This window comes from Micrococcus sp. iso_26 (genome assembly GCF_056172975.1).
Genome location: NZ_CM149652.1, coordinates 908,525 through 934,004 on the forward strand (window position 1 = coordinate 908,525; position 25,480 = coordinate 934,004).

26 protein-coding genes are annotated in these 25,480 nt (G+C 73.8%); 19 read left to right on the forward strand and 7 right to left on the reverse strand.

Annotation, left to right across the window (positions count from 1 at the left end; genetic code table 11):
* Position 1: 1 nt before the first annotated feature.
* Both AC0VX0_RS04185 and AC0VX0_RS04190 read right to left on the reverse strand, forming a co-directional pair.
* Positions 2-877, reverse strand: coding sequence for an ABC transporter ATP-binding protein (locus AC0VX0_RS04185; RefSeq protein ID WP_144861648.1), 876 nt, complete (start codon positions 875-877; stop codon positions 2-4).
* Positions 874-1,761: an ABC transporter permease gene (locus AC0VX0_RS04190; RefSeq protein ID WP_073115597.1), complete on the reverse strand. Its 888-nt coding sequence runs from the start codon at positions 1,759-1,761 to the stop codon at positions 874-876. The genes AC0VX0_RS04185 and AC0VX0_RS04190 overlap by 4 nt, the downstream gene beginning before the upstream one ends.
* 171 nt (positions 1,762-1,932) lie before the next feature.
* Here AC0VX0_RS04190 and wecB point away from each other — a divergent pair, with 171 nt between their 5' ends.
* Positions 1,933-3,078: a non-hydrolyzing UDP-N-acetylglucosamine 2-epimerase gene (wecB, locus tag AC0VX0_RS04195; protein ID WP_207476381.1), complete on the forward strand. Its 1,146-nt coding sequence runs from the start codon at positions 1,933-1,935 to the stop codon at positions 3,076-3,078.
* A 94-nt stretch (positions 3,079-3,172) separates the two neighbouring features.
* Here wecB and AC0VX0_RS04200 read toward each other — a convergent pair whose 3' ends face one another.
* Positions 3,173-4,477, reverse strand: a complete 1,305-nt coding sequence (locus AC0VX0_RS04200; RefSeq protein ID WP_221848202.1) for an MFS transporter — start codon at positions 4,475-4,477, stop codon at positions 3,173-3,175.
* A gap of 299 nt (positions 4,478-4,776) precedes the next feature.
* On the opposite strand from AC0VX0_RS04200, the gene AC0VX0_RS04205 reads away from it, so the two are divergent.
* From AC0VX0_RS04205 to AC0VX0_RS04290, 18 genes are all read left to right on the forward strand, one after another.
* The gene (locus tag AC0VX0_RS04205) at positions 4,777-6,513 is read left to right on the forward strand and encodes an alginate lyase family protein (protein ID WP_475451934.1); all 1,737 of its coding nucleotides are present in this window, start codon (positions 4,777-4,779) and stop codon (positions 6,511-6,513) included.
* Positions 6,514-6,560: 47 nt separating this feature from the next.
* Positions 6,561-7,769, forward strand: a complete 1,209-nt coding sequence (ftsY, locus tag AC0VX0_RS04210; RefSeq protein WP_176726096.1) for a signal recognition particle-docking protein FtsY — start codon at positions 6,561-6,563, stop codon at positions 7,767-7,769.
* Positions 7,770-7,964: 195 nt separating this feature from the next.
* Complete coding sequence (locus tag AC0VX0_RS04215; RefSeq protein ID WP_069941901.1) at positions 7,965-9,227, forward strand: ammonium transporter; 1,263 nt, start codon at positions 7,965-7,967, stop codon at positions 9,225-9,227.
* A gap of 123 nt (positions 9,228-9,350) precedes the next feature.
* Entirely contained in the window at positions 9,351-10,937 is a 1,587-nt protein-coding gene (ffh, locus tag AC0VX0_RS04220; protein ID WP_069941902.1) for a signal recognition particle protein, read from the forward strand.
* 200 nt (positions 10,938-11,137) lie between these two features.
* Complete coding sequence (gene rpsP / locus AC0VX0_RS04225) at positions 11,138-11,584, forward strand: 30S ribosomal protein S16 (RefSeq protein WP_020628324.1); 447 nt, start codon at positions 11,138-11,140, stop codon at positions 11,582-11,584.
* 2 nt (positions 11,585-11,586) lie between these two features.
* Positions 11,587-11,826, forward strand: a complete 240-nt coding sequence (locus AC0VX0_RS04230) for an RNA-binding protein (protein WP_029248213.1) — start codon at positions 11,587-11,589, stop codon at positions 11,824-11,826.
* Positions 11,827-11,930: 104 nt separating this feature from the next.
* On the forward strand, positions 11,931-12,518 hold the full coding sequence (gene rimM, locus AC0VX0_RS04235) for a ribosome maturation factor RimM (RefSeq protein ID WP_069941903.1): 588 nt from the start codon (positions 11,931-11,933) through the stop codon (positions 12,516-12,518).
* A 3-nt stretch (positions 12,519-12,521) separates the two neighbouring features.
* Positions 12,522-13,268, forward strand: a complete 747-nt coding sequence (gene trmD, locus AC0VX0_RS04240; RefSeq protein WP_069941904.1) for a tRNA (guanosine(37)-N1)-methyltransferase TrmD — start codon at positions 12,522-12,524, stop codon at positions 13,266-13,268.
* Positions 13,269-13,516: 248 nt separating this feature from the next.
* Complete coding sequence (gene rplS, locus AC0VX0_RS04245) at positions 13,517-13,870, forward strand: 50S ribosomal protein L19 (RefSeq protein WP_002853821.1); 354 nt, start codon at positions 13,517-13,519, stop codon at positions 13,868-13,870.
* Between the two features lie 36 nt (positions 13,871-13,906).
* Positions 13,907-14,650, forward strand: a complete 744-nt coding sequence (lepB, locus tag AC0VX0_RS04250; RefSeq protein WP_069941905.1) for a signal peptidase I — start codon at positions 13,907-13,909, stop codon at positions 14,648-14,650.
* Positions 14,647-15,246 (forward strand): signal peptidase I, encoded by a 600-nt coding sequence (lepB, locus tag AC0VX0_RS04255; RefSeq protein WP_036312832.1) that lies wholly within the window; start codon positions 14,647-14,649, stop codon positions 15,244-15,246. Before lepB (AC0VX0_RS04250) ends, lepB (AC0VX0_RS04255) begins: the two co-directional genes overlap by 4 nt.
* The gene (locus AC0VX0_RS04260; RefSeq protein ID WP_036312829.1) at positions 15,243-15,995 is read left to right on the forward strand and encodes a ribonuclease HII; all 753 of its coding nucleotides are present in this window, start codon (positions 15,243-15,245) and stop codon (positions 15,993-15,995) included. Before lepB (AC0VX0_RS04255) ends, AC0VX0_RS04260 begins: the two co-directional genes overlap by 4 nt.
* 116 nt (positions 15,996-16,111) lie before the next feature.
* Positions 16,112-16,435, forward strand: a complete 324-nt coding sequence (locus tag AC0VX0_RS04265; protein WP_002853817.1) for a DUF2469 domain-containing protein — start codon at positions 16,112-16,114, stop codon at positions 16,433-16,435.
* 134 nt (positions 16,436-16,569) lie between these two features.
* The gene (locus tag AC0VX0_RS04270) at positions 16,570-16,989 is read left to right on the forward strand and encodes a YraN family protein (RefSeq protein ID WP_002853815.1); all 420 of its coding nucleotides are present in this window, start codon (positions 16,570-16,572) and stop codon (positions 16,987-16,989) included.
* Positions 16,986-18,590 carry a YifB family Mg chelatase-like AAA ATPase gene (locus AC0VX0_RS04275; RefSeq protein WP_101965521.1) on the forward strand — a complete coding sequence of 535 codons (1,605 nt, stop codon included), beginning with the start codon at positions 16,986-16,988 and terminating at the stop codon, positions 18,588-18,590. Before AC0VX0_RS04270 ends, AC0VX0_RS04275 begins: the two co-directional genes overlap by 4 nt.
* On the forward strand, positions 18,587-19,855 hold the full coding sequence (locus AC0VX0_RS04280; protein ID WP_475451938.1) for a DNA-processing protein DprA: 1,269 nt from the start codon (positions 18,587-18,589) through the stop codon (positions 19,853-19,855). The genes AC0VX0_RS04275 and AC0VX0_RS04280 overlap by 4 nt, the downstream gene beginning before the upstream one ends.
* Before the next feature lie 58 nt (positions 19,856-19,913).
* Positions 19,914-20,954: a tyrosine recombinase XerC gene (locus AC0VX0_RS04285; RefSeq protein ID WP_475451940.1), complete on the forward strand. Its 1,041-nt coding sequence runs from the start codon at positions 19,914-19,916 to the stop codon at positions 20,952-20,954.
* Between the two features lie 170 nt (positions 20,955-21,124).
* Positions 21,125-21,628 (forward strand): DUF3145 domain-containing protein, encoded by a 504-nt coding sequence (locus tag AC0VX0_RS04290; protein ID WP_036340144.1) that lies wholly within the window; start codon positions 21,125-21,127, stop codon positions 21,626-21,628.
* A gap of 28 nt (positions 21,629-21,656) precedes the next feature.
* Here the strand turns inward: AC0VX0_RS04290 and fabF are convergent, their stop codons facing one another.
* From fabF to AC0VX0_RS04310, 4 genes are all read right to left on the reverse strand, one after another.
* Entirely contained in the window at positions 21,657-22,901 is a 1,245-nt protein-coding gene (gene fabF / locus AC0VX0_RS04295) for a beta-ketoacyl-ACP synthase II (protein WP_122054238.1), read from the reverse strand.
* 176 nt (positions 22,902-23,077) lie between these two features.
* On the reverse strand, positions 23,078-23,323 hold the full coding sequence (locus tag AC0VX0_RS04300) for an acyl carrier protein (protein WP_002858017.1): 246 nt from the start codon (positions 23,321-23,323) through the stop codon (positions 23,078-23,080).
* 61 nt (positions 23,324-23,384) lie between these two features.
* A complete protein-coding gene (locus AC0VX0_RS04305; protein WP_073115556.1) occupies positions 23,385-24,437 on the reverse strand; it encodes a beta-ketoacyl-ACP synthase III in 1,053 nt (350 codons plus the stop codon).
* Between the two features lie 32 nt (positions 24,438-24,469).
* Positions 24,470-25,393, reverse strand: a complete 924-nt coding sequence (locus AC0VX0_RS04310) for an ACP S-malonyltransferase (protein WP_113914178.1) — start codon at positions 25,391-25,393, stop codon at positions 24,470-24,472.
* Between the last annotated feature and the right edge of the window lie 87 nt (positions 25,394-25,480).

The following is a 25,480-nucleotide window of genomic DNA, read 5'->3' on the forward strand; positions in this document are numbered from 1 at the left end:
TTCACAGCGCGGTGATCCCGGTGGGCCGCTCGCCGCCGGTCCACGCGATGCGCTCCCGCACGAGCTCTGACTGCTTGCGCTCGAGGATTTCCTGGGCCTCCTCGGTCCGCCCCTGGGCCATGGCCCGGGCGTAGAGGTTGTAGCCGCGCGTCACGGCGCGAGGGCTGCCGTCCATCGTCAGGACGCCCCGCTCGATCCAGATCACGCGCTGGCACATCTCCTGGATGGTGCTGAGGGAGTGGCTGACCAGGAACACGCAGCCGGCCTGCTCGCGCAGCTCGTCGAGCCGCTGGCGCGTGCGCTCGCGGAACTGGGCGTCGCCCGTGTTGAGCGCCTCATCGATCACGAGGATGTCCGGGTCCACCGAGGTGGCGATCGCGAACTGCAGGCGCGCGGCCATGCCCGAGGAGTACGCCTTGAGCGGCAGCTGGAGCGCGTGGTCGTCGAGGCCGGACAGGGCGACGACGGCGTCCCGCTTGGCCTCCGCCTCCGCGCGGGACATCCCCATCGCCAGGCAGCCCAGACGGATGTTGTCCTCACCGGAGACCTGGCGCACGAGCGCGGCGTTGACGCCCAGCATCACGGGCGTGGAGGTCGCGTAGATGTGGCCGGTGGTCGGGCGCATCTGGCCGGTGATGAGCTTCATCAGGGTGGACTTGCCGGACCCGTTCGTGCCGATCACGCCCACGGACTCGCCGCGCCCCACCACGAACGACAGCGGCTGCAGCGCCTGGACCTCCGTGGTGCGCACGCCGCGGGCGGCGCGGACCCGACCCCGCAGGCCCCGGTGGGGCTGGACCGCTTCGGCCGAGAGGACGCGGTAGGTCATGGACGCCTCGTCGACGACGACGGAGGGGGTCAGCGGCTCCGCGCTCATCGTTCCTCCCCGTAGGTCTCCTCGGCGCGCCAGAACACCACGGTCCCCACCACGAGCAGGGCCGCCGTCCACGCCGCGAGGACGATCCACCGCATCGGGTCCGCGTCGGAGGCGTACAGCAGGGACTGTCGCGCGATGTCCAGGACGCAGAACAGCGGGTTCAGATGCATGGCGGTCATCATCGGCGGGAAGTCCGCGAAGCGGTCGGCGCTGAAGAACACGGCGGACACGTAGAGCCAGATCCGGGTGCCGAACGCGATGAGGTTGGACAGGTCGGACCAGCGGGCCACGTAGCGGGCCAGCAGGAGGGAGGCGCCGACGTTGAACAGCGTCTGCAGCGCCAACAGCGGGATCAGCAGCAGCCAGCGCCACGTGATCTGCTCCATCGGCGGGATGGCCAGGACCAGCACCAGCATCACCACCAGTGTCGGGCCGAAGAGCATCAGCTCGCGGATGTTCGTCGCGATCGGCAGGGTGGCCCGCGGGAAGCGGAAGGCGCGGACGATGGAGAGGTTGGTCGAGATCGAACGCGACCCCGCCGTGATCGCGCTCGAGGTGTAGCGGAACAGGAACACGCCGATGATCAGGTAGCCGAGGAAGTTCGGCACGCCACGGCCGGTGCCCAGCAGCAGCCCGAACACGAGGAAGTACGCCGCGCCGTCGAGGATCGGGTTGAGGACCATCCAGACGCGGCCGAGCGCGTTGACGGAGTTCGCCCCGGCGATCCGGGAGCGGGAGTCGAACAGGATGAACGAGCGGTACTCCCAGAGGGAGGCCAGGTAGCGCGCCAGGCCCGGGCGGGCGCCCACTCGGCGCAGGGTGGCTCCGTCCACGGTGAGGACCGCGGTGCCGCTCGGGACGCGGGGATCGCCGGTGTCTGCCATGCCGTCGCGGCCTCTCTTCATGCAGGCGGGAAGGCGGGCCGGGGCGGCCCGCCGCGAGTCGCCACTCTAGCAACCGGCGGTGCCGCGGCGCCGTCAGTAGACTGGCGACAGCTCGCGCCCGCGTCGAGCCTGATCGGGCCGCGGTCCGTCGTCCACTCAAGAGGAGCAACTGTGCCCAAGGTCATGCCCATCTACGGAACCCGCCCGGAGGCGATCAAGGTGGCCCCCATCGTCAAGGCGCTGCAGGCCGACGAGCGGTTCGAGTGCGTGGTGACCGTCACGGGGCAGCACCGCGAGATGCTGGACCAGGTCAACGAGCTGTTCGGCATCGTCCCGGACCACGACCTGAACATCATCCAGCCGCGCCAGACCCTCAACGGCGTGTTCGCCCGCACCCTCGACGGGCTCGACGCCGTCCTCGAGCAGGAGCGGCCGGACGCCGTCGTCGTCCAGGGCGACACCACGACCTCGACGGCGGGCGCCGTCGCCGCCTTCAACCGCGGCATCCCCGTGGTCCACGCCGAGGCGGGCCTGCGCAGCTTCGACATCCTCTCCCCGTTCCCGGAGGAGGCCAACCGCAAGATCACCAGCCAGATCTCGGCGCTGCACCTGCCTCCGACCACCGTGAGCCGGGACAACCTGCTGCGTGAGGCCGTGGCCGCGGAGGACGTCTACGTCACGGGCAACACCGTGATCGACGCGCTGCTGGAGGCCGTCGGCCACCAGGTGCCGTTCGAGGACGAGCGTCTGGCCGAGCTGGAGTCGTCCGGCCGTCGCGTCGTCCTGGTGACGACCCACCGGCGCGAGAACCAGGGCGACGCGATGCGCGGCGTCGGGCGCGCCCTGGCCCGCCTGGCCGCGGACCACCCCGACGTCACCTTCGTCCTGCCGGCGCACCGCAACCCGGTGGTGCGCGAGGCGATCCTGCCGGAGATCGAGGGCCGCGAGAACGTGCTCGTGACCGAGCCCCTGGCCTACGGCGAGTTCACCCACCTGCTGTCCGTGGCCACCGTCGTGCTGACGGACTCCGGCGGCGTCCAGGAGGAGGCCCCGTCGCTGGGCAAGCCCGTCCTCGTGATGCGCGAGAACACCGAGCGTCCCGAGGCCGTGACCGCCGGCACCGTGCGTCTGATCGGCACGGACGAGGAGGTCGTGGTCACCGAGGTCACCCGCCTGCTGACGGACGAGGCCGCGTACAGCGCGATGTCCCAGGCGGTGAACCCCTACGGCGACGGCCGCGCGGCCGAGCGCACGGTCTCGGCGATCGCCGAGCTGCTCGGCGTGGGCGAGCGGCTGCCGGCCTTCGACGGCGCCTGAGCCGCACCACACCCCCGGACGGGGACACCCACCCCGTCGACGCCACGAGGCCGCCGTCCCCGCGGGGACGGCGGCCTCGTGCGTGCCCCCGACTTCACCCGTCCTCGCGCGGGGTCACCCGGGCGTCCTCCGGGCGGACCAGCGGCAGGGACCCGGTGCGGGGCCCACCGGGCACGATCGGCAGATTGGTCTCCGGGGCACGCCACCACGCGAGCGCGCCGAGCAGGATGACACCGCCGGTGAGCGCGAACGCCCATCCGTAGCCGGCGGTGTCCACCACGAGCCCGGCCAGCAGCGGACCGGAGATGGCGCCCAGGTCGGCGGACATCTGGGCGGTGGACATCACAGCGCCGGAGCGCCGTCCCTGGCCCACGACGTCGGCGATGGCCGCCTGCTGCGGGGCGTTCAGGGTGCCCGTGCCCGCGCCGGCCAGCAGGCACGCGAGCAGGAAGAGCGCGGGCGAGCTCATCCAGCCGATCACCCCGGTGGTGACGGCCATGACGAGCAGGCCCGTCAGGATCAGCGGCCGGCGTCCATGCCGGTCGGACAGCCGCGAGCTGAACGTCACGGCCGTGACGTTGCCGAGCGCGAACACGGACAGGGCCAGGCCCGCCATGAGCGCGCCGTCCACCTCCCAGCCCAGCAGCGCCGTGCCGGCGAACGCGCTCGCCGCGAACAGGGGCATCACCGAGTTCCGCACCCCGAACGTCGCCCAGCCGTTGGCGAAGAAGGAGACCAGCGCCGCCCGGTAGGACGGGTTGGCCAGGGCCTCCCGGACCGGCATGGCCGGGCGCGCGTCCCGGACGGCGCGGTCCGCGAGCCGGGTGTCCTTGAGCAGGAAGAACACGAGGGCCGCCGCCACCACCAGGGAGCTGCCGTAGATGAGGAACGGGGCCCGGTACCCGAACACGGACAGGGCGGAGCCCACGATCGGACCCACGATGTTGCCGATCAGGAACGCGGACGCGTAGGCGCCCGAGATCCGGCCGCGCATCGTGGGCGGGGACTTGCGGGCCAGGAACGCCATCGCGGACACGGTGAAGAGGGTGGAGCCGACGCCGCCGAGCGCCCGGAAGAGGAGCAGCTGCGGGAAGGTCTGCGCGAAGGCGACCAGGAACATGGACGCGGCCACGATCAGCACGCCCGTCATGTACACGGGCGTCTCGCCGAGCCGGTTCGTCAGCCTGCCGGAGACCGGGGCGAACAGGAGGCGGGTCAGCCCGAACACGGACACGACGGCGGCCACCCCGACGGCGGACGCGTCGAACGTCGCCGCGTACTGCGGCAGCAGCGGGGCGATGATGCCGAAGCCGATCGCGATGACGAACGCGGCGGCGACGAGGACCTTGATCTCACGGGGCAGGGGGACCCGCAAGGAGCGGGCGGACGACGACGGCATGACCGCCATCTTCGCACGGCGCCGGGTGGGCGGCCCGGGGCGACGTCCGCCACGCCTCGTGGGACACTGGTGAGATGGATCACCGGTCTTCCTCCGGCCGTCGTCGCCGGATGTTCCGCGTCTGCGCCGGCCTGTTGGCCGCTGCTGTCGGGTTGGCGGGCTGTGCACCTCAACCTGCCGCGGCGCCCGGCGACGAGTCCGGGGATCCTCCCCAGACAGCTGGCCACCCCATGACCGCCGTCGAACGCGCAAGCCTCTCTCCGTGTCGAGGCTATGGGCAGCTCCAGAGATTCAACACCGTGGAGACCAACGCGCGGGACGTTTACGGGTGGCGCCAGTTCGATCCCGTCGCGGTGGGTGACGGATCGGGTGACATCGACTGGGATGTAGATCCTTACCAGGACGAAGGCTGGCGTCTGTGGCTGTCTTCCCTCAAGTGGATCGGGCCCAGCATCGAAGCCGGCCGGGAAGGCGACGAGGAGGCCCTCGGTGTCGCTGAGCGGGTCATACGCGATTGGCGGGCTGACCACGAGGGCGGATGGGGCGGCGACCATGATGATGCGGAGGCCAACCATCATCGCATGGGGGTCCTCCTCTGCTTCCGTGAAGTGGTCGCCGACCGCGCAGCACGTTCTGTTGAACTTGCCAAGGACGGCAGTCTGCCGGAGGAGTATGCCTGGCTGGATGATCTGATCGGCCAGCACGCAGCGCAGAACATGGCGCGCTACTCGAAGCGGCACAATCACGGGTCGATGGAGAATCTGGCTCTTCTGGGCGCCGGGTGCGTTCTGGGCCGACCGGACTGGATGGAGCACGCCATGGAGCGCGCCGAAGGAGATATCCCCTTCCAGGTGGACGACCAGGGCCTCAGCAATGAAGCGGCACCGCATTACGCGCAATTCAACTATGTGCTCTTCCAAGCCATCGATGAGACGGCAGCCCGATGCGGGGTCGAATCCGGCGCCTTCGAGGATGGGGTGGAAAAAATGGGTCAAGCCCTTCCTCATATGGTTGATTCGACGGGCTCATACTGGCAATACGGGGACAGTGCAGAGTTCCCTGTCAAGCCATTCGACGGCATGAGCGATGAGCTGCGCTACGCGGCCACCGACGGGGCGGAGGGCGTCGCGTCTGCCGACCGTGTCCGGGCTTTCGACTCCGGCCCCGTATTCGGCCGGTCATCCTGGGGAACTCCCGACGACGGCTTCGCGGACGCCGCCGCGTGGATGCTGCGCACGGGCACGGGGCGGGAGACGAAGTCCCACCGCGGTGATCTGATGCAGTTCCTGTACACGGCGCGCGGTCGCCAGATCGTCGAAGACGGGGGACATCCCGGCATCGTCGAGGACAGCTGGCGACCGTGGGGTCTGGGACCGACTGCGCACAACGTGATCCACATTCCGACGCTCGACGAGTACCCGGGCGCGGGTCCTGCCGAGCGGGGTGATGTGTGGGTGTCGTCGGATGGCTCTGCCGACGGTGCGACGGCGCGCCAGAATCTGGACGTCGGCGGGGAGCGGGCCCGTTCTGTTCTCGTGCTCACCGACCCGGACGCCGCCGTCATCGTGGATCGCACTCGCATCCTCGACGGCCGGACGGACCATGTGGTCGAGACGCTGTGGAATCTTCCGGCGGAGTTCTCGGCGGAGAGGGTCTCCGAGGACACCGTCCGGGCGGTGGACGCAGACTCCGGCGAATCGACGACCCTGGTGCAGGTGCGCATGGACGGTGAGCCGGTGTCGCGTGGCGGCGTGCACCTCCGCCGGGGCGAGACCGACGTCGAGGGCGGCCACGCCCACCACGGATGGCACTACCCCGCAGAGCAGGAACGGGAGGAGGCGACGCAGGTCGCGTTCCGTTCGACCGGAGCCGAGTCCGCGATCGTGAGTGTGCTTGTCCCCGCCGCCGCGGGCGACGCCGTGCGGGTGGACAGTGAGAGCGCCCCCGACGGCTCCGTCATCCTCACGGTCCGGAGCGAGGATGGGCACGCCCGAGTCTTGGTGCAGCAGGACGGCACCCTCTCCCGCCTGACGTGAGCGGTGCGACCCGGGGCGGGCGACGGCCCGTGTGACAGACTGGGCCCGTGGAAATCGTGCTCATAGTCTCAGTCGTGGCCGCCCTGCTGCTGGGCGGCGTGCTCGTCGGCCTGCTGGACCGGCGCCCCGCCCCGCCGAAGGGGTCGTACCAGGAAGTGCGGGACGCGGACGACCCGCGCCCGAGCCCGCGGCACGCGGCCCCGTCGGGCTCCACCGCCGTCCTGGAACGCCCCGAGGTCGACGAGGCGCCGCCCGTCGTCGCCGAGCCGGAGCCCGCCGTCGTCGAGGAGGCGGAGACCGCCCCGGCGAAGCCCGAGTACGAGCGGCCCGAGGCCGCCGGCTCGCGCCTGGCCCGCCTGCGGGCCCGCCTGCTCAAGTCCAACAACGTCTTCGGCAAGGGCCTGCTGGCGCTGCTGTCCCAGGACCGCATCGACGACGACGTGTGGGACGAGATCGAGGAGACGCTGTTGATGGCGGACCTCGGCACCGAGCCCACCCTGGAGCTCGTCGACCGCCTCAAGGCCCGCGTCACGGTCGAGGGCACGCGTGACCCCGAGCAGGTGCGCACCCTGCTGCGCGAGGAGCTCGTGGCGATGGTGGACCCCTCGATGGATCGCCGTCTCGCCGCGACCCGCAGGGGCGACCGCCCCGCCGTGACCATGGTCGTGGGCGTCAACGGCGTCGGCAAGACCACCACCGTGGGCAAGCTCGCCCGTGTGCTCGTGGCGGAGGACCGCACCGTCATGCTCGGCGCCGCGGACACCTTCCGCGCCGCCGCCGCCGAGCAGCTCGCCACGTGGGGTGCCCGCGTGGGCGTCGAGACCGTCCGCTCCGAGAAGGAGGGCGCCGACCCGGCGTCCGTCGCCTTCGAGGCCGTGGAGCACGGCATCGCCGAGGGCGTCGACGTCGTGCTCGTGGACACCGCGGGCCGTCTGCAGAACAAGGCCAACCTCATGGACGAGCTCGGCAAGATCAAGCGCGTCATCGAGAAGCAGGCCGAGGTGGACGAGGTCCTGCTCGTCCTCGACGCCACCACGGGCCAGAACGGCCTGACCCAGGCGAAGGTGTTCGCCGAGGTCGTGGACGTCACCGGCATCGTGCTGACCAAGCTGGACGGCACCGCCAAGGGCGGCATCGTGATCGCCATCCAGCGCCAGCTCGGCGTGCCCGTCAAGCTGATCGGCCTCGGCGAGGGCCCCGACGACCTCGCACCGTTCACCGCCGAGGGCTTCGTGGACGCGCTGCTGGCCGACTGACGTCCCGCACCCCGGTCCAGGGCCCCTCCCGACGACGTCGGGAGGGGCCCTGTTCAGTCACGGAGACGTCATCGACGTGTGGCGCGGCCCACGCCTCCGGTATCTTCCTTGCATCGGCCCCGATCGGGGCCGGGCAGCGACGCCGCGGGACGGGCGTTCGCCCCCGGCTCGCGGCCCGGACCGAAGGAGACCCCCATGGAGGAGTCGAACGTCCTGGACGCAGGGACAGTGTGGATGGTGACGAGCGCGGCGATGGTCCTGCTCATGACACCCGGACTGGCCATCTTCTACGGCGGCATGACCCGCGCGAAGTCCTCGCTCAACATGATCATGATGTCCTTCGTCTCGATGGGCCTGGTCGGCGTCGTCTGGGTCCTGTGGGTCCACGGGATGACCGGCGGCGACGGGTGGGCCGGGGTGGTGGGGAGCCCCGCCGGTGACCTCGGGCTGACCGGCACGATGGCCGAGGGCGGGCTCGTCGCGGCGGCCTACGGCGCCACCTTCGCGATCATCGCGGTCGCCCTCATCTCCGGCGCGGTGGCCGACCGCTTCAAGTTCGTCACGTGGTGCGTCTTCGTGCCCGTCTGGACCACCGTCGTCTACGCCCCGCTGGCCTACATGGTGTGGGGCGGCGGGCTCCTCTCCGAGGACGGCGCCATCGGCGCCCGCCTGGGGGAGGCCCTCGACTTCGCCGGCGGGCTCGTGGTGCACATCAGCGCCGGCGTGGCCGCCCTCGTGCTCGCGCTGATGCTGGGCAAGCGCCACGGCTTCGGCGTGGACCCCGGCCACCGGCCGCACAACGTCCCGTTCACCATGCTCGGCGCGGCCCTGCTGTGGTTCGGCTGGTTCGGGTTCAACGGGGGCGCTGCGGGCGGTGTCGACGAGCTCGGACTGATCTGGGTGGACACCCTCGCCGCCGGCGCCGCCGGCATGCTCGGCTGGGTGTTCGTGGAGTGGCTGCGCCGCGGTCGGCCGACCTCGATCGGCACCGCCTCCGGGATCGTCTCGGGCCTGGTCGCCATCACGCCCGCGTGCGCCTATGTAAGCCCCCTGGGGGCCGTGGTGATCGGCCTGGTCTCCGGTGCGGCCAGCGCGCTCGCGGTCAACCTCAAGTACCGCCTCGGCTTCGACGATTCGCTCGACGTCGTCGGCGTGCACCTCACCGCCGGCATCCTGGGCACCGTGCTGATCGGCTTCTTCGCCCTGCCGGACGAGGGCCGGGCGGGCCTGTTCTACGGCGGAGACGCCGGTCTCCTGGTGGCCCAGACGGTGGCCGTGCTCGTCGCCGTGGTCTTCACCGCCGTGGTGACCACGGTCATCGCCCTGGTCCTGCGCGGGACCATGGGCCTGCGGGTGAGCAAGGAGGACGAGGAGCGGGGCGTCGATCTGACCCTGCACGACGAGTCGGCCTACGACGTCGGCTTCGGCGGGGTGCCCGTCCCCGCGGAGGCGCGGTGAGCCGCCGCGGACGGGTGAGGCCGGTCGGTTGCTAGGCTTGGCGGGCGCCGCAGTGGATGCCGCGGCGCCCGCGACCGACCGCGTCCGGATCAGTCGACCCCGCTTCGAAGGATCACACCCGCCGTGTTCAACTCCCTGTCCGACCGCCTCACAGCCACCTTCCGCAGCCTCAAGGGCAAGGGGCGGCTGAGCGAGGCGGACATCGACGCCACCGCACGCGAGATCCGCCGCGCCCTCCTGGACGCCGACGTCGCCGTGCCCGTGGTCCGCCAGTTCATCGCGCAGATCAAGGAGCGCGCCCTCAGCGCCGAGGTCGCCCAGGCCCTGAACCCGGGCCAGCAGGTCGTGAAGATCGTCAACGAGGAGCTCGTGGGCATCCTCGGCGGCGAGACCCGGCGCATCCAGCACGCCAAGACGGGCACCACCGTCATCATGCTCGTGGGCCTGCAGGGCGCCGGCAAGACGACCCTCGCCGGCAAGCTCGCCCACCTGCTCAAGTCCCAGGGCCACACCCCGCTGCTCGTGGCCTGCGACCTCCAGCGCCCGAACGCCGTGAAGCAGCTGCAGGTCGGCGGCGAGCGCGCCGGCGTCCCGGTCTACGCGCCGCACCCCGGCGTCTCCTCCGAGTTCGAGGCCGCCACCGGCGACCCGGTGCAGGTGGCCCGCGACGGCGTCGCCGAGGCCAACACGAAGTACCACGACGTGGTCATCATCGACACCGCGGGCCGCCTCGGTGTGGACGCCGAGCTCATGCAGCAGGCCGCGGACATCCGCGCCGCCGTGGACCCGGACGAGGTGCTCTTCGTCATCGACGCGATGATCGGCCAGGACGCCGTGGCCACGGCCCAGGCGTTCAACGAGGGCGTCGGCTTCACCGGCGTCGTGCTCACCAAGCTCGACGGCGACGCGCGCGGCGGCGCCGCGCTGTCCGTCCGCCACGTGACCGGCAAGCCGATCATGTTCGCCTCCACGGGCGAGGGCCTGAAGGACTTCGAGGTCTTCCACCCGGACCGCATGGCCTCGCGCATCCTCGACATGGGCGACGTGCTCTCCCTGATCGAGCAGGCCGAGCAGAACTGGGACCGCAGCGAGGCCGAGAAGATGGCCCGCAAGTTCGCGGACCAGGAGGACTTCACCCTCGACGACTTCCTCACCCAGATGCAGCAGCTCAAGAAGATGGGCTCGCTGAAGAAGATGCTCATGATGATGCCGGGCGCCCAGGGCATGCGGCAGCAGCTCGAGCAGTTCGACGAGTCGTCGATCGGCCGCGTCGAGGCGATCATCCACTCGATGACCCCGCACGAGCGCGTGGCCCCCAAGATCATCAACGGCTCGCGCCGTGCCCGCATCGCCCGCGGCTCGGGCGTGAGCGTGTCCGAGGTCAACGGCCTGCTCGAGCGCTTCGCCGAGGCGCAGAAGATGATGAAGCGCATGGCCGCCGGCGGTGGCATCCCGGGCATGCCCGGGATGCCGGGCGGCGCCTCCCGCAAGACGAAGGGCAAGGGCAAGAACGCGAAGCGCGATCGCGTGAAGTCCGGCAACCCGGCCAAGGCCGCGGCCGAGCGCAAGGCGATCGAGGAGCGGCGCGCCCGCGCCGCCCAGGCGCAGGCCGGGGCGGTGTTCGGCCGCGACGGCGCGGGCATGGAGGGCTTCGACCCGTCCACCCTCAACCTGCCGGCGGGCTTCGAGAAGTACCTCAAGGACCGCTGAGCCGCCCGCTGCTCGGTCGCGGCGCGGCGGGTGTGCACCGGCCCGCCCGATCTGGCAGAATGGCACGGTACTGAGCGTGAGCCCGGACGACCCTCTATCCTCCGCTGCGCTCCGTTCCGTGTGCCAGGTCGTCGACGCCCGCTGCCCCCACGCGGCGTCGTGCCCCGGCCCCCCAGATCCACTGAAGGAGAACCACACTCGTGGCTGTCAAGATTCGTCTGAAGCGGTTCGGCAAGATCCGCGCCCCGTTCTACCGCGTCGTCGTCATGGACTCGCGCACCCGCCGCGATGGCCGTGCCATCGAGGAGATCGGCAAGTACCACCCCACCGAGGAGCCCTCGTTCATCGAGATCGACTCGGAGCGCGCCCAGTACTGGCTCTCCGTCGGCGCCCAGCCGACCGAGCAGGTCGCCGCGCTGCTGAAGGTCACCGGTGACTGGCAGAAGTTCAAGGGCGAGTCGGGCGCCGAGGGCACCCTGAAGTCCAAGTCCGAGAAGGAGGCCTTCGTGGCCCCCGAGAAGGGCTCGGTCATCCTGCCGGAGGAGCCGAAGCAGGAGGAGGCCCCGGCCGAGTCCGAGCAGGCCGCCGAGGCTCCGGCCGAGGAGGCCGCTGAGGCTCCGGCCGAGGACGCCGAGAAGTCCGAGTGACCATGCTGACCGAGGCCCTCGAGCACCTGGTGCGCGGCATCGTGGACACGCCCGAGGCGGTCCGCGTGGACGCCCGCTCCCAGCGGCGCGGCGACATGCTGGAGGTCCGCGTGGCCCCCGAGGACCTGGGTCGCGTGATCGGCCGCCAGGGTCGCACCGCCACCGCGCTGCGCACCGTGCTGGACGGCCTGGCCGGCCACCCCGTCCGCGTGGACGTGGTGGAGACCGACCGCCGCTCCTGACGGCCCGTGACGCACGGCCCGCCCGCCCCTCACCGGGCCGGCGGGCCGTCGTCGTCTGCGGCCCCGCCCCCTCCCGCCACCGACCGTCCCACCCAGGAGAGCCCATGAGTCCCGCAGCCCAGGACGACCTCGTCCGCGTCGCCCGCATCGGCAAGCCGCACGGCATCCGCGGCGAGGTGACCGTGCAGGTCTTCACCGACGACCCGGACGCCCGCTTCGCCCCCGGCGAGCGACTCGTGGTGCGCGACGGCGCCCCGGGCCTGCCGGCGGAGCTCACCGTCACCCGCGCCCGGTGGAACAAGCAGATCCTCGTGGTCGGCTTCGCGGAGTCGCCGGACCGCAACGTCGCCGAGACCCTGCGCGGCGCCCAGCTGTTCGCCGTTCCGGCCGTGCCCGAGGAGTCCGACGAGTGGTACGAGGAGGACCTCGTGGACCTCGAGGTGCGGGTCGAGGGCGAGCGCGTCGGCGTCGTCACGGCCCTGACCACCGGGGCGGTCCAGGATCTGCTGCACGTCGCGTTGGACGGCGTCGAGGAGGAGGCCCTGGTGCCCTTCGTCGAGGAGATCGTCCCGGAGATCGACTCCGAGGCCGGCGTGCTCGTGCTGACCCCGCCGCCGGGGCTGCTCGAGCTCGCCACCGGCGAGGACGAGGGCGCCGTAGACGGGCCCGCCGATGTGGATGCGGAGGACTGAGCGGTGCGCTTCGACGTCGTCACGATCTTCCCCGAGTACCTCGCGGTGCTCGACGTCTCGCTGCTGGGCCGTGCCCGCCGCGAGGGCCTCGTGGACGTGCACGTCCACGACCTGCGCGACTTCACCTTCGACCGGCACCGCACCGTGGACGACACGCCCTACGGCGGCGGCGCCGGCATGGTGATGAAACCGGAGCCGTGGGCGCTCGCGCTCGAGCACGTGGCGGCCCAGGGGCCCGTGTCACCGGCCCCCGCCGAGTCGTCGTCGGCGGAGCCGGGGGACCGCCCCGTGCTGCTCGTGCCGACGCCCTCGGGGGAGCGCTTCACCCAGCGGTTCGCCCGGGAACTGGCGGGCCGGGAGCACGTGGCGATCGCGTGCGGCCGCTACGAGGGGATCGACGAGCGCGTCTTCGGCTGGGCAGAGGAGCTCTTCGAGGTGCGGCTGGTCTCGCTGGGCGACTACGTGCTCAACGGCGGCGAGGTCGCGGCGCTGGCGATGATCGAGGCCGTCGGCCGCCTCGTGCCGGGCGTCGTGGGCAACCCGGCCTCGCTCGTCGAGGAGTCCCACGAGGACGGCCTGCTGGAGTACCCGGTCTACACCAAGCCCGCGGACTGGCGGGGCCGTGCGGTGCCGCCCGTGCTGCTCTCGGGCGACCACGGCAAGGTCGCGGCCTGGCGTCGGGCCCAGCAGGAGGAGCGCACGCGCGAGCGGCGACCGGACCTGTGGGCGGCGTACGGCTCTGAGGCCTGACCCGTCGCGCCCGACGGGCTGGAGGGGCGTCGCGACGTCGTCGGCTGTGGCATAATGGATCCTCGTGTCCGCCGGACGCCCGACCTGCCACAGGGGGCGCGCGTCAACGGATCGGACCCCGGGACCGCACCCCACGTGCGGAGCCCGGCCCTCGGCTCGGGACCCGGCCCCCTCGTCATGCGGACGTGGACGGGCCGTGCGCCCGCATACCACGCGGTTGACCTGTGGCATCCGCCAGGAGAGACGACATGCACATTCTCGACTCGTTCGACAAGAAGACGCTGCGCGACGACATCCCGGAGTTCGCCCCCGGCGACACCGTCAAGGTGCACGTGAACATCATCGAGGGCAAGACCGCCCGCGTCCAGGTGTTCCAGGGCTACGTCATGGGCCGTCAGGGCTACGGCGTGCGCGAGACCTTCCGCGTCCGCAAGGTGTCCTTCGGCATCGGCGTGGAGCGCGTGTTCCCGGTGCACTCCCCGGTCATCGACAAGATCGAGGTCGTCACCAAGGGCGACGTGCGCCGCGCGAAGCTGTACTACATGCGCGACCGCCACGGCAAGGCCGCCCGCATCCGCGAGAAGCGCGCCGACGCCAAGTGATCATCCCGGTCGGCCCCGCCGACCGGTGATCGACCCATGCGCACCTCGGAGCCCCGTGACCCCCGCCGGTCACGGGGCTCCGTCGCGTCCGGGGCCGGCTCCTCCTCGGGCCCGACGGCGGCCCCCGCCTCCGGCACGAGCCGCTGGTGGGCGTGGCTCGGCCTGACCGTGGTGGCCGCCGTCGTGGTGGCCGCGGTGCTGCGAGCCCTCACCGGCCCCGTCTACCTCATCCCCTCCGGGTCGATGGAGCCGACCCTGCAGCCCGGCGACCGCGTGCGGGTGGACGCCGCCGCGGCCGGCGGGCAGGGCCTGCACCACGGCGACGTGGTGGTGTTCGACGGCGCCGGCAGCCTGGCGCCGTACCGTTCGGCCGGATCGCTCGAGCGCGGCCTCGAGGACGTCGCCCGGTGGTGGGGCGTCGGCGCGGCCGAGGACGTCTTCGTCAAGCGCGTGCTGGCCCTGCCGGGGGACCGCCTCGAGTGCTGCGCCCCGGACGGCCGGCTGCTGCGCAACGGCGAGCCGCTGGACGAGCCGTATCTCGGCAGGCCCGTGACCGCAGACGAGCCGGCCGCGGCGGGGACCTGGTCCTTCGAGGTGCCCGACGGGCGCATGGTCGTCCTGGGCGACCACCGCGCCGCCTCCCGGGACTCCCGCGCACTGCTGGGCGCCCCCGGCGGCGGGCTGATCCCGCTCGAGCGGGTCGAGGGCCGGGCCGCGGAGATCGTGTGGCCCCTGTCCCGCCGCGGGACCGTGGACGCCCCCTCCGGGGACACGCCGTGACGGGGCGCCGCACCGCGCTGATCGCGGCCGCCGTGACCGTACTCGCCTGCGTGCTGGCGTGGGCCTTCCTGGCGCGCATGTACGCCATCCCGTCCTCGTCCATGGAGCCCGGGCTGCGGGCCGGCGACCGCGTGGTCGCCACGCTGCTCACCCCGGATCCGTTCCCGGTGCGCCGCGGTGACGTGGTGGTGTTCGAAGACACGAAGGGCTGGCTGCCCGGGGGCGGCCACGTGATCAAGCGGGCCGTCGGGCTGCCGGGGGACATCGTCTCCTGGACACCCGGCGAGGAGACGCTGCGCGTGAACGGGGTGCCCGTGGAGGAGCCGTACCTCGCGCCGGGGGAGACGCCCGCGCAGGAGGCGTTCGAGGTGACCGTGCCTGCGGGGCGACTGTGGGTGCTCGGTGACCATCGCTCGGCGTCGGCGGACTCCCGCGCGCACCGCGCCGGGCCCGGGGGCGGGTTCGTGGCCCTCGACGACGTGGTGGGCCGCGCCCGGTTCGTGGTCTGGCCGCTGGACCGGATCGGCGGCGCCGGCACCGACCCCGACGCGTTCGCCACCGTGCCGGACGCGCCCGCGCCGGAGGCTCGCACGTGACCGCCCGCCGGGGCGGTGGCCGGCCGACGGTGCGCGCCGGCCTGGACGTCGAGGCGGGGCTGGCCGCGCCGGCCCTCGCCGCGCGGGGAGCGGACCGGGTGCTGGTGGCGGGCATGGACGAGGTGGGCCGGGGCGCGCTGGCCGGGCCCGTCGTCGTCGGGGTGTGCGCCGCGTGGCTGCCCGCCGCCGGGCAGATCCCTCCGGTGCGCGACTCCAAGGCGCTCACGGACCGACGCCGGCGCGCCCTGGTCCCGCAGATCGAGGACTGGGCGGCCGGGGTGGCGCTGGGCGAGGCCGGCCCCGCGGAGATCGACGCGCTGGGGATCTCGGCGGCCCTCGGCCTCGCCGGGCGACGGGCGTGGGCGGCGCTGTGCGCCGCGGTGGGGCAGGAGCCGGTCGCCCTCGTGCTCGACGGCCGGGACGACTGGCTGAGCCGCTCCGATCCCGACGCCGGCCCCGCGCCCGCGCCGCGCCCGCTGCCGCCCGAGCCCACGATGCTGGTGCGGGCCGAGGACCGGTGCGCGACGGTGGCGGCCGCGTCGATCGCCGCGAAGGTGGCCCGCGACGACGTCATGATCGCCCTCGACGCGGCGCACCCGGGGTACGGATGGGCCGGGAACAAGGGGTACGGCTCGGCCGCGCACCGGGCCGCCCTGGCCGAGCGCGGGGCGAGCGAGCAGCACCGGCGCAGCTGGAACCTCGGGCTGCCGGGCGCGCCCGCGCAGGCGCCGCCCACGCTGTTCGACTGAGCCCCCGGGGCCGGGCGAGGCCGCCCGTTCGACGTGCGACCCCCGGACGGGGGAGGATGGAGGCCGTGCGTGCCCGGACTGTCGCGGGTGCGCGGCGAACACTGAGGAGGCATGTCATGAGCGCAGACGACGTCGAGGACTTCGAGGCCGAGGCCGAGCTGCTGCTCTACCGCGAGTACCGGGACGTGGTGGGCCTGTTCCGCTACGTCGTGGAGACCGAGCGGCGCTTCTACCTCGCCAACGACGTGCGGCTGACGCCCCGCCAGGCGGACGGGGACGTGTTCTTCGAGATCCTGCTCGAGGACGCGTGGGTGTGGGACGTGTACCGCACGCAGCGGTTCATCAAGCGCGTGAAGGTGCTGACCTTCAAGGACGTGAACATCGAGGAGCTGCCCACCGAGGACCTGACGGTCCCGCCGGACGGCCAGCTGCCGAGCTGACCCACCCCTGATCGGCCCCGAGGGCGGGACGCCGACGTCCACTCCTGCACAGGCGTCCGGCCCCGCACAATCCCCGCCGCCACCCACCCGGCGACCCCGCCCGGGACCACCCTGGTGCCCAGGAGGTGGTCGGGATGACGGGGACCGCGGAACGGATCGGGGCACAGCCGCCCGGAGACAGGCGCGCCAGCCGCGCGCACACGGCACTGGGCCGGTTCGGCGAGGACGCCGCCGCGCGCTGGCTCGCCGAGCGCGGTTACGTGATCGCCGACCGCAACTGGCGGGGCGAGGCCGGAGAGCTGGACATCGTGGCCCACCACGCGGGCTGGTGGGTGGGCGTCGAGGTGAAGACCCGCTCGGGCCTGGCCTTCGGCGACCCGTTCGAGTCGATCGACCGGCGCAAGCTCACCCGGCTGCACCGCCTCACCGCGGCGTGGGTGCGGGCCCACGCCGCGGACCGCCGGGGGACGCCCTGGCGCGTCGACGCCGTCGCCGTGCTGGTGCCGCGCACGGGCGGGATCCGCTTCGATCTGCTGCAGGACGTGCGGCCGTGAGCGGCATCGGACGCACCCGCTCCATCACGCTGGCGGGTCTGCGCGGGGAGGTCGTGCACGTCGAGGCGGACATCGCCCAGTCCCTGCCCGGGTTCACCCTCCTCGGCCTGCCGGACCAGGCGCTGCAGGAGAGCCGGGACCGCATCCGCTCCGCCGCGCGCAACGCCGGACTGCCCCTGACCCGGCGGCACCTGACCGTGAACCTGCTGCCGGCGGGGGTGCACAAGCGGGGTGCGTGCCACGACCTGGCGATCGTCCTGGCGGCCTACGCCGCGGACGGGCGGGTGCGGAACGTCGAGGGGCCCGTGTTCCTGGCCGAGCTCGGCCTCGACGGCGCCCTGCACCGCTCGCCGGAGACCGTGGCGATGGTGATGGCCGCCGTCGACGCGGGGTGCTCCGAGGTGGTCGTCGCCGAGGATGCGGAGGCCGAGGCCCGACTGGTCCCCGGCGCCGAGGTCCGCGGCTTCGCCCATCTGCACGACGTCATCCGCGCCTTCGGCGGGGAACCGGACGGAGAGCCGCCCCACCGCCCGGCCCGACGGCAGGTGACAGCCCCGGAACCGGAGCCGGCCCGTGCGGTGCCCGACCTCGCCGAGGTCGCCGGACAGGCCGAGGCCCGGTTCGCGCTCGAGGTCGCAGCCGCCGGCGCCCACCACCTGCTGCTCATGGGCGCCCCGGGGGCGGGCAAGACCATGCTCGCCGAGCGCCTGCCCGGAATCCTGCCTCCCCTGGACCGGCGCACCGCGCTCGAGTGCGCCGCCCTGCGCTCCCTCCGCGGCGGCGACGCCCGTGTCCGGCGCAGGGGCGGGACGGCCCAGGGGTTCGACGGTGACATCGACCGGACCCCGCCGTTCGAGGCACCCCACCACTCGGCGTCCCGCTCGGCCCTCGTGGGCGGCGGCAGCGGCCTCGCCCGGCCGGGAGCGGCCTCCCTCGCCCACGGCGGCGTGCTGTTCCTGGACGAGGCCCCCGAGTTCGAACGGCGCACCCTCGAGGCGCTGCGCCAGCCCCTCGAGTCCGGGGAGGTGCTGCTGCACCGGGCCCTCGGCGCCGTCGTCTACCCGGCCCGGTTCCAGCTGGTGCTGGCCGCCAACCCCTGCCCGTGCGGCAAGGGCGGTGGCACGGGCGTCGAGTGCCGGTGCAGCGTGCCCGAACGCCGCCGCTACGCCCAGCGGCTCTCCGGGCCGCTGCTGGACCGCGTCGACCTGCAGGTCACCGTGCGGCCCGTCGAAGCGCGGCAGCTCACGGGGGCGCCCGCGTCCGAGACCACGTCGCAGGTGGCCGCCCGGGTCGCCGCGGCCGCCGACCGCCAGGCCCGGCGCTGGGCCACCGCCGCCGAGCGCGGGCTCGCCCCGTCCGGGCTGCGCCGCAACGCGCACGTCCCCGCCGGGGTGCTGCGGCACGGCCCGTACGCCGTGCCCCGGGCGGCCCGCCGGCCCGCGGACGACGCCGTCGACCAGGGCCTGCTGAGCGCGCGCGGCCACGCCCGCGTCCTGCGCCTCGCCTGGACCCTGGCAGACCTGCGCGGCGCCGAACGGCCCGCACCCGAGGACACCGACGTGGCACTCACGCTGCGCCACCAGAACGAGGAGGACGCATGACCACCTACGTCACCCCGGCGGCAGACCACGTCGCCGGGCCGCGCCGGCCGGACGCCGCCCGGCTCGCCCGCGCCGCCCTGACCCGGCTGCTCGAGCCCGGGGACGCGCTCGCGGTGCAGACCGTCACGGCGCTGGGGCCGGAGCGGGCGCTCGCCCTGCTCACGGGCCGGGAGACGATCCAGCCCGCCGAGCGCGATCTGCTCGCCGATCGCGCCGGCGCGCCCGACACGCTGCCCCGGCGCTGGGCCGCGGGGCTGGCCCGCTGGGCGCCCCGGGCCGCCCGGCTGGAGCCGGAGCGTGACCTCGTGACTCTGCACCGGCTCGGGGGAGGCCTGCTGATCCCCGAGGACGACGCCTGGCCCGCCGCCCTGGCGGACCTGGGCGAGGAGGCGCCCCTGGGCCTGTGGTTCCGCGGCTCCGGAACGCTGCCTCCCGCGGACCGGATGCTCGCCGTCGTCGGCAGCCGGGAGGCGACCGCGTACGGGCGGACGGTGACCGCCCGCTGTGCCGCCCACGCCGTCCAGCAGGGCGCGTGCGTGATCTCCGGCGGCGCGTACGGCATCGACGGCGCCGCCCACCGGGCCGCGCTGCAGGCGCTCGCCGCACCGGAAGACGCGGCGGATCGCGACGGCGTCCCGCCCACGGTGGCGGTGCTGGCCGGCGGCCTCGACCGGTTCTACCCGGCCGGCCACGAGGACCTGCTCCGCGCGGTGATGGCCGCCGGGCTGCTCGTGTCCGAGATGCCGCCCGGGGCGAGCCCCACGCGCTACCGGTTTCTGCAGCGCAACCGAGTCATCGCCGCGCTCGCGGGGGCCGTGCTGGTGGTCGAGGCGCGCTGGCGGTCGGGAGCGCAGAACACGGCGGGCCACGCGTTCGGCCTCGGCCGCGAGGTGGGCGTCGTCCCCGGCCCCGTGACCTCGCCCAGCTCCGCCGGCTGCCACCGTCTGCTGCAGGAGAGCCCCGCCCGTCTCGTGACCACCGAGCAGGAGGCCCTCGCCCTGCTCGGTCAGGCGCCCGCCCGGAGCGGCGGCGCGGGCGGGCGGGCCTCCACCCGGGCAGCTCCCGAGTCCGCCGCGCGGCCCACCGACGGGCTCACGATGGAGGAGGCCCTCGTCCACGAGGCGCTGCCCCTGCGCCAGGCCGTGCCCGCCGACCGGATCACCGTCAGCGCCGGGCTCGCGCTGCCCACCGTCCTGGCCTGTCTGTCCCGGCTGCAGCGGGCGGGCCTGGCCGAACGGGTCGAGGACCGATGGCGGCGGGGATGACCTCCGGCCGCGTGCTCCCGGGCCCCGTCGCCCGGGGCGCGGATGGCAGAGTGGGGGGATGACCCCGTCGTCCTCCGCCCGTCCCGCCCCGGCCCCGCGCGCCCCCTCGCCCCGGGACACGGCCTGGCTCGAGGCGTTCGAGGAGCACCTGCGCCACGAGCGAAACCGCAGCCCCCAGACCGTGCGCGCGTACCTCGCCGATCTGCGCGCCCTCATCGACCACGTCGCCGGCACAGCCGGCACCGCGGCGGCGCCCGCCGCGGACGACGACGCCCCCGCCCGCCACGTGCCCAGCGCACCGGACGTCCTCGCCGAGCTGGACATCGAGGACCTGCGTGGCTGGCTGGCGGCCATGAGCGGGGCCGGCCTCGCCCGCGCGACCCTGGCCCGACGGGTGGCCGCCGTCCGCACCTTCACGGCCTGGCTGCGCCGCGAGGGCCTGCGCTCGGACGACCCCGCCCTGCGGCTGCGCTCGCCCCGACCCGAGGGGACGCTGCCCCACGTGCTCCAGGAGCAGCAGGCGACCCGGCTCCTCGCGGCGGCCCAGGACCGGGTGGACGCCGCCGCCGCGGGGGACGACCCCGCCGCCCACGCGCTGGCCCTGCGGGACGCCGCCCTGCTCGAGCTGCTCTACGCCACCGGCGCCCGGGTGGCCGAACTCTCCGCCCTGGACGTGGACGACCTCGAGGCCGGCCGCGGCGTCGTCCGGCTGACCGGCAAGGGAGACCGGCAGCGCACCGTCCCCTACGGCGCACCCGCGGGCCGCGCCCTCCAAGCGTGGCAGCGGCTCGGTCGCCCCCGCCTGGCCCGTCCGGACTCCGGCCCCGCCCTCTTCCTCGGCGCGCGCGGCGGCCGGCTGGGGGTGCGCCAAGCGCGCACCGTCGTCGACCGGGCACTCGAGGGCCTGGGGGACACCGCGGCGCGCGGGCCGCACGCGCTGCGCCACACGGCCGCGACCCACCTCCTCGACGGCGGCGCCGACCTGCGCAGCGTGCAGGAGCTGCTGGGCCATGCGTCCCTGCGCACCACGCAGGTCTACACACACGTCTCGATCGATCGCCTCCGCGAGGGCTACCGGCAGGCCCACCCACGCGCCTGACGCCTCCCCGGAGCACCCCCGGCCCGTCCCCTCCGCCGCCACGACACGCAGGGCGCCGCGCCGCCTCGTTGCCGGCCCAGCATCCCTGGTGCACAATGGCCCCAGGATCCACCGGAGCCGCGACGTGGTCGTAGGGGAAGACGCACCGCATCGCACCCTCGGAGGCATCCATGACCAGCACCCATACCCGCGGCGTGGTCCACATCCTCTCCGCCCCCACCGCCCTCTGCCCCCACGTCGAGTGGGCGCTGAGCTCCGTGCTCGGCCCCGCGACCTCGGTGGAGTGGGAGGGTCAGCCGGTCGCGCCCGGCCAGCACCGCGCCGAGGTGCACTGGACGGCGCCCGCCGGCACCGGCGCGCGTCTGGCCTCCGCTCTGCGTGGCTGGCCGCACCTGCGCTTCGAGATCACGGAGGAGCCGTCCGCCGGGGTCGACGGCTCGCGCTGGTCCCACACCCCGGACCTCGGCATCTTCCACGCCACCACGGACGTCTCCGGCAACATCATGGTCTCCGAGGACCGCATCCGGTACGCCTACGAGGCCGGTGCGGGCGACCCCAGCGTGCTGATGCACGAACTCTCCCTCGCGCTCGGCGAGGCCTGGGACGATGAGCTCGAGCCGTTCCGGCTGGCCGCCGCCCACGCCAACGTGCGCTGGCTGCACCGCGCTGTCTGAGCCTTCGCCCGGCCGGCGGCGCTCCGGCTCAGACGCTGCGGAACACGGCCACCGCGTTGTGGCCGCCGAACCCGAACGAGTTCTTCACGGCCACGCGCGGCCCCTCGGGCAGGCGGGCGGGGGAGCCGGTGACCACGTTCAGCGGGATCTCCGGGTCCTGGTGGTCCAGGTTGATGGTCACGGGCGCCTGGCCGTGGTGCACGGCGAGCACGGACAGGATCGACTCGATCGCGCCCGAGGCGCCCAGCAGGTGGCCGGTCTGGGACTTCGTGGCCGAGACCTGCACCTGATCCAGGTGCTCGCCGAACACGGCCCGCATGGCCAGGTACTCCGGGGCGTCGCCCTTGGGCGTGGAGGTCGCGTGGGCGTTCACGTGGCACACGTCCTCGGGGGCGATGTCGGCCGACCTCAGGGCGGCGCGCATCGCACGGGTCGCGCCCAGGCCCTCGGGCTCGGGCGCGGTGATGTGGTGGGAGTCGGAGCTGACGCCCGCGCCGGCCAGCTCGGCGTACACGCGGGCGCCGCGGGCCTTCGCGTGCTCCTCGGACTCGATCACCATGACGCCGGCGCCCTCGCCGAGGACGAAGCCGTCGCGGTCCACGTCGTAGGGGCGGGACGCGGCCTGCGGGTCGTCGTTGCGCTTGGACAGCGCCTGCATCGCGGCGAACGCGGCCATCGGCAGCGGGTGCACGGCGGCCTCGGCGGCGCCGCAGATCACGACGTCGGCCTGGCCGGAGCGGATGAGCAGCAGCGCGGTCTCGAGCGCCTCGGTGCCGGCGGCGCACGCGGACACCACGGTGCGGGCGCCGGCACGGGCGCCGAACTCGAGGGAGAGCGCGCCGGCGGCGCCGTTGGGCATGAGCATCGGGACGGTCATGGGCAGCACGCGGCGCGGGCCGCGCTCGCGCAGGGTGTCCCAGCCGTCCAGGAGGGTCCACACGCCGCCGATGCCGGTGCCGAAGGCCACCGCGAGCCGGTCGCCGTCGACCTCCGCGCCCTCGAGGCCGGCGTCCTTCCAGGCCTCGCGCGCGGCGACGGTCGCCATCTGGGTGGCCGGGTCCTGGCGTTTCTGCTCCACCTTGGAGAGGACCTCGGAGGTGGGCACGGCCAGCTCGGCCGCGAAGGTGACGGGCAGCTCGTACTTCTCCACCCAGTCGTGTTCCATGGTGCGCGCACCGGAGACGCCCTGCAGGGCGTGGGACCAGAAGGTGGGCACGTCGCCGCCGATGGGCGTGGTGGCGCCGAGGCCGGTGATCACTGCGGTGCGGGTCATGGGTCTGCTGCCTCTGGGTCTCGAGTGGGGATCGGGCGGAGGGGTGTCGTCGGCACGATGCGCGGCGCTCGCCGGGGTACCGGAAGTCGAGGGTGTCGGGGGCCGGGGGCGCTCACGCGCCCCCGGCGCTCACCGAGGGGACGGGGCGGGCCGGGCCCGCCGCCGTCGTGGGCCGATCAGGCCTGGGCGCCGTCGATGAAGTCGACGGCGTCCTGGACGGTCTTGAGGTTCTTGACCTCCTCGTCCGGGATCTTCACGCCGAACTTGTCCTCGGCGTTGACCACGATGGTCATCATCGAGATCGAGTCGATGTCCAGATCGTCCGTGAAGGACTTCTCCGGCTGCACCTCGGCGGCGTCGAGGCCGGTCTCCTCGTTCACGATCTCGGCGAGGCCGGCGAGGATCTCTTCCTTGGAAGCCATGGGGCGTCTCCTTCGGTAGGGGTGTGGGGTGTACGTGGACAGTGAATCAGACGGCGCCGCCTCAGGGGAGGCGGACCACCTGGGCGCCGTAGACCAGCCCGGCGCCGAAGCCGATCTGCAGGGCCAGGCCGCCGGAGAGCTCGGGGTTCTCCTCCAGCAGACGGTGCATGGCCAGCGGGATGGACGCGGCCGACGTGTTGCCGGCGTCCGCGATGTCCCGGGCCACGACGACGGACTCCGGCAGCTTCAGCTGCTTGGCGAACTCGTCGATGATCCGCATGTTGGCCTGGTGCGGGATGAACGCGGCGAGGTCCTCGGGCTCCACGCCCGCGGCGTCGAGGGCCTCGCGGGCCACCTTCGCCATCGACCACACGGCCCAGCGGAAGACGGAGGGCCCGTCCTGGCGCAGCGTGGGCCAGAGCATCCCCTCCGCGCCGGTGATCGCCGAGGCGTCGCCCGTGGTGCGGGCGTGCTCCACGGCATCGCGCAGCTCCAGCTGCGAGTGCGTCATGGAGATCGTGGACCAGCGCTCCCCGTCCGAACCCCACACCGAGGGGGAGATGCCCGGCTCGTCCGCGGCCGACACGATCACGGCGCCCGCGCCGTCGCCCAGGAGGAAGGAGATGGAGCGGTCCGTGGGATCCACGACGTCGGAGAGGCGCTCGACGCCGACCACGAGCACGTGCCGCGCGGTGCCGGAGCGCACGAGCGCGTCGGCCTGCGCGACGCCGTAGCAGTAGCCGGCGCACGCGGCGGAGACGTCGTAGGCGGGCGCCGGGGTGGCGCCGATCTCGTGCGCCACGAGGGCCGCGGCCGAGGGGGTGGCGTGCGGGAAGGTGACGGTCGAGACGATCACGGCGTCCAGGTCCGAGCCCTGCAGGCCGGCCCGCTCGAGGGCCTCCCGGGCGGCGCCCACGGCCATGACGGGCACGGTCTCCTCCGCCGTGGCGCGCTGGCGCGTGACGATGCCGGTGCGCTGGCGGATCCACTCGTCCGACGAGTCGATGGGGCCGACGAGGTCCTCATTGGGGACCAGGTTCGCCGGGCGGTAGGCGCCCACGGCCACGATGCGGCTGGCCGCGGGGCGCTCGTGCTGCTTCAGGGTGACGGTCATGGTGCTTCTCTCTGCCGGGCGGTGCGCGGGGTTCAGGCCGAGTGCTCGGCCAGGAACGCCCGCGCGGCGTCCAGGTCCTCGGGGGTCTTCACGGCGAGCTGCGCGGTGCCCTTGAGACCGCGCTTGGCCAGTCCGGTCAGTGTGCCACCGGGCAGCAGCTCCAGGACGCCCGTGACCTGCCGCGTGGCCATGGTCGCCATGCACAGGTCCCAGCGGACCGGGCGGGTGACCTGGTCCACGATCCGGGCGAGCACGTCCGTGCCGGACTCGACGGCCTCGCCGTCCCGGTTGGACAGCAGGGGCAGGCGCGGGTCCGAGGGGGAGAGGCCGGCGACGTGGGCCGCGAGGTCGTCCACGGCGGGGCGCATGTGCTCCGTGTGGAACGCGCCGGCCACCTTGAGCGGGATCACGCGGGCGCGGGCGGGGGCGGACTCGGCGAGCGCGCCGAGGGCCTCCGCGGTGCCGGCGGCGACGATCTGGCCGGCGCCGTTGACATTGGCGGGCGTCAGGCCCGCCGCGTCGATGGCCGCGAGGACCTCGTCCTGGTCCCCACCCACGACGGCGGCCATGCCCGTGGGCGTGGCCGCGGCGGCCCGGGCCATGCCGGTGGCGCGCACGCGCACCAGGGAGAGGGCCTCGGCGGGGGACAGCACGCCGGTGACGGCGGCCGCGGTGACCTCGCCCACGGAGTGGCCGGCCACGACGGTCGACTTCGGTGCGGCGGCGTCCGCTTCGAGGGCCGCGGCGGCCACCAGGCCGGCCGCCACGATCAGCGGCTGGGCGACGGCGGTGTCCTTGATGGTCTCCTCGTCCGACTCGGTGCCGTGGCGGATCAGGTCCACGCCCGCGGCGTCGGAGAGGGACGCGAGCAGGTCGCGGGTCCCGTCCAGCTCGAGCCAGGGGGCGAGGAAGCCGGGCGTCTGGGACCCCTGTCCGGGGCACACGATGGCAAGCATTCCTCCATCGTGTCAGGATCGGCCGCCATCCCGGGCAGATCGCGCCACGAAGCACGGCGAGTCGGTTTGGAGGGTTTCTACAAGTGG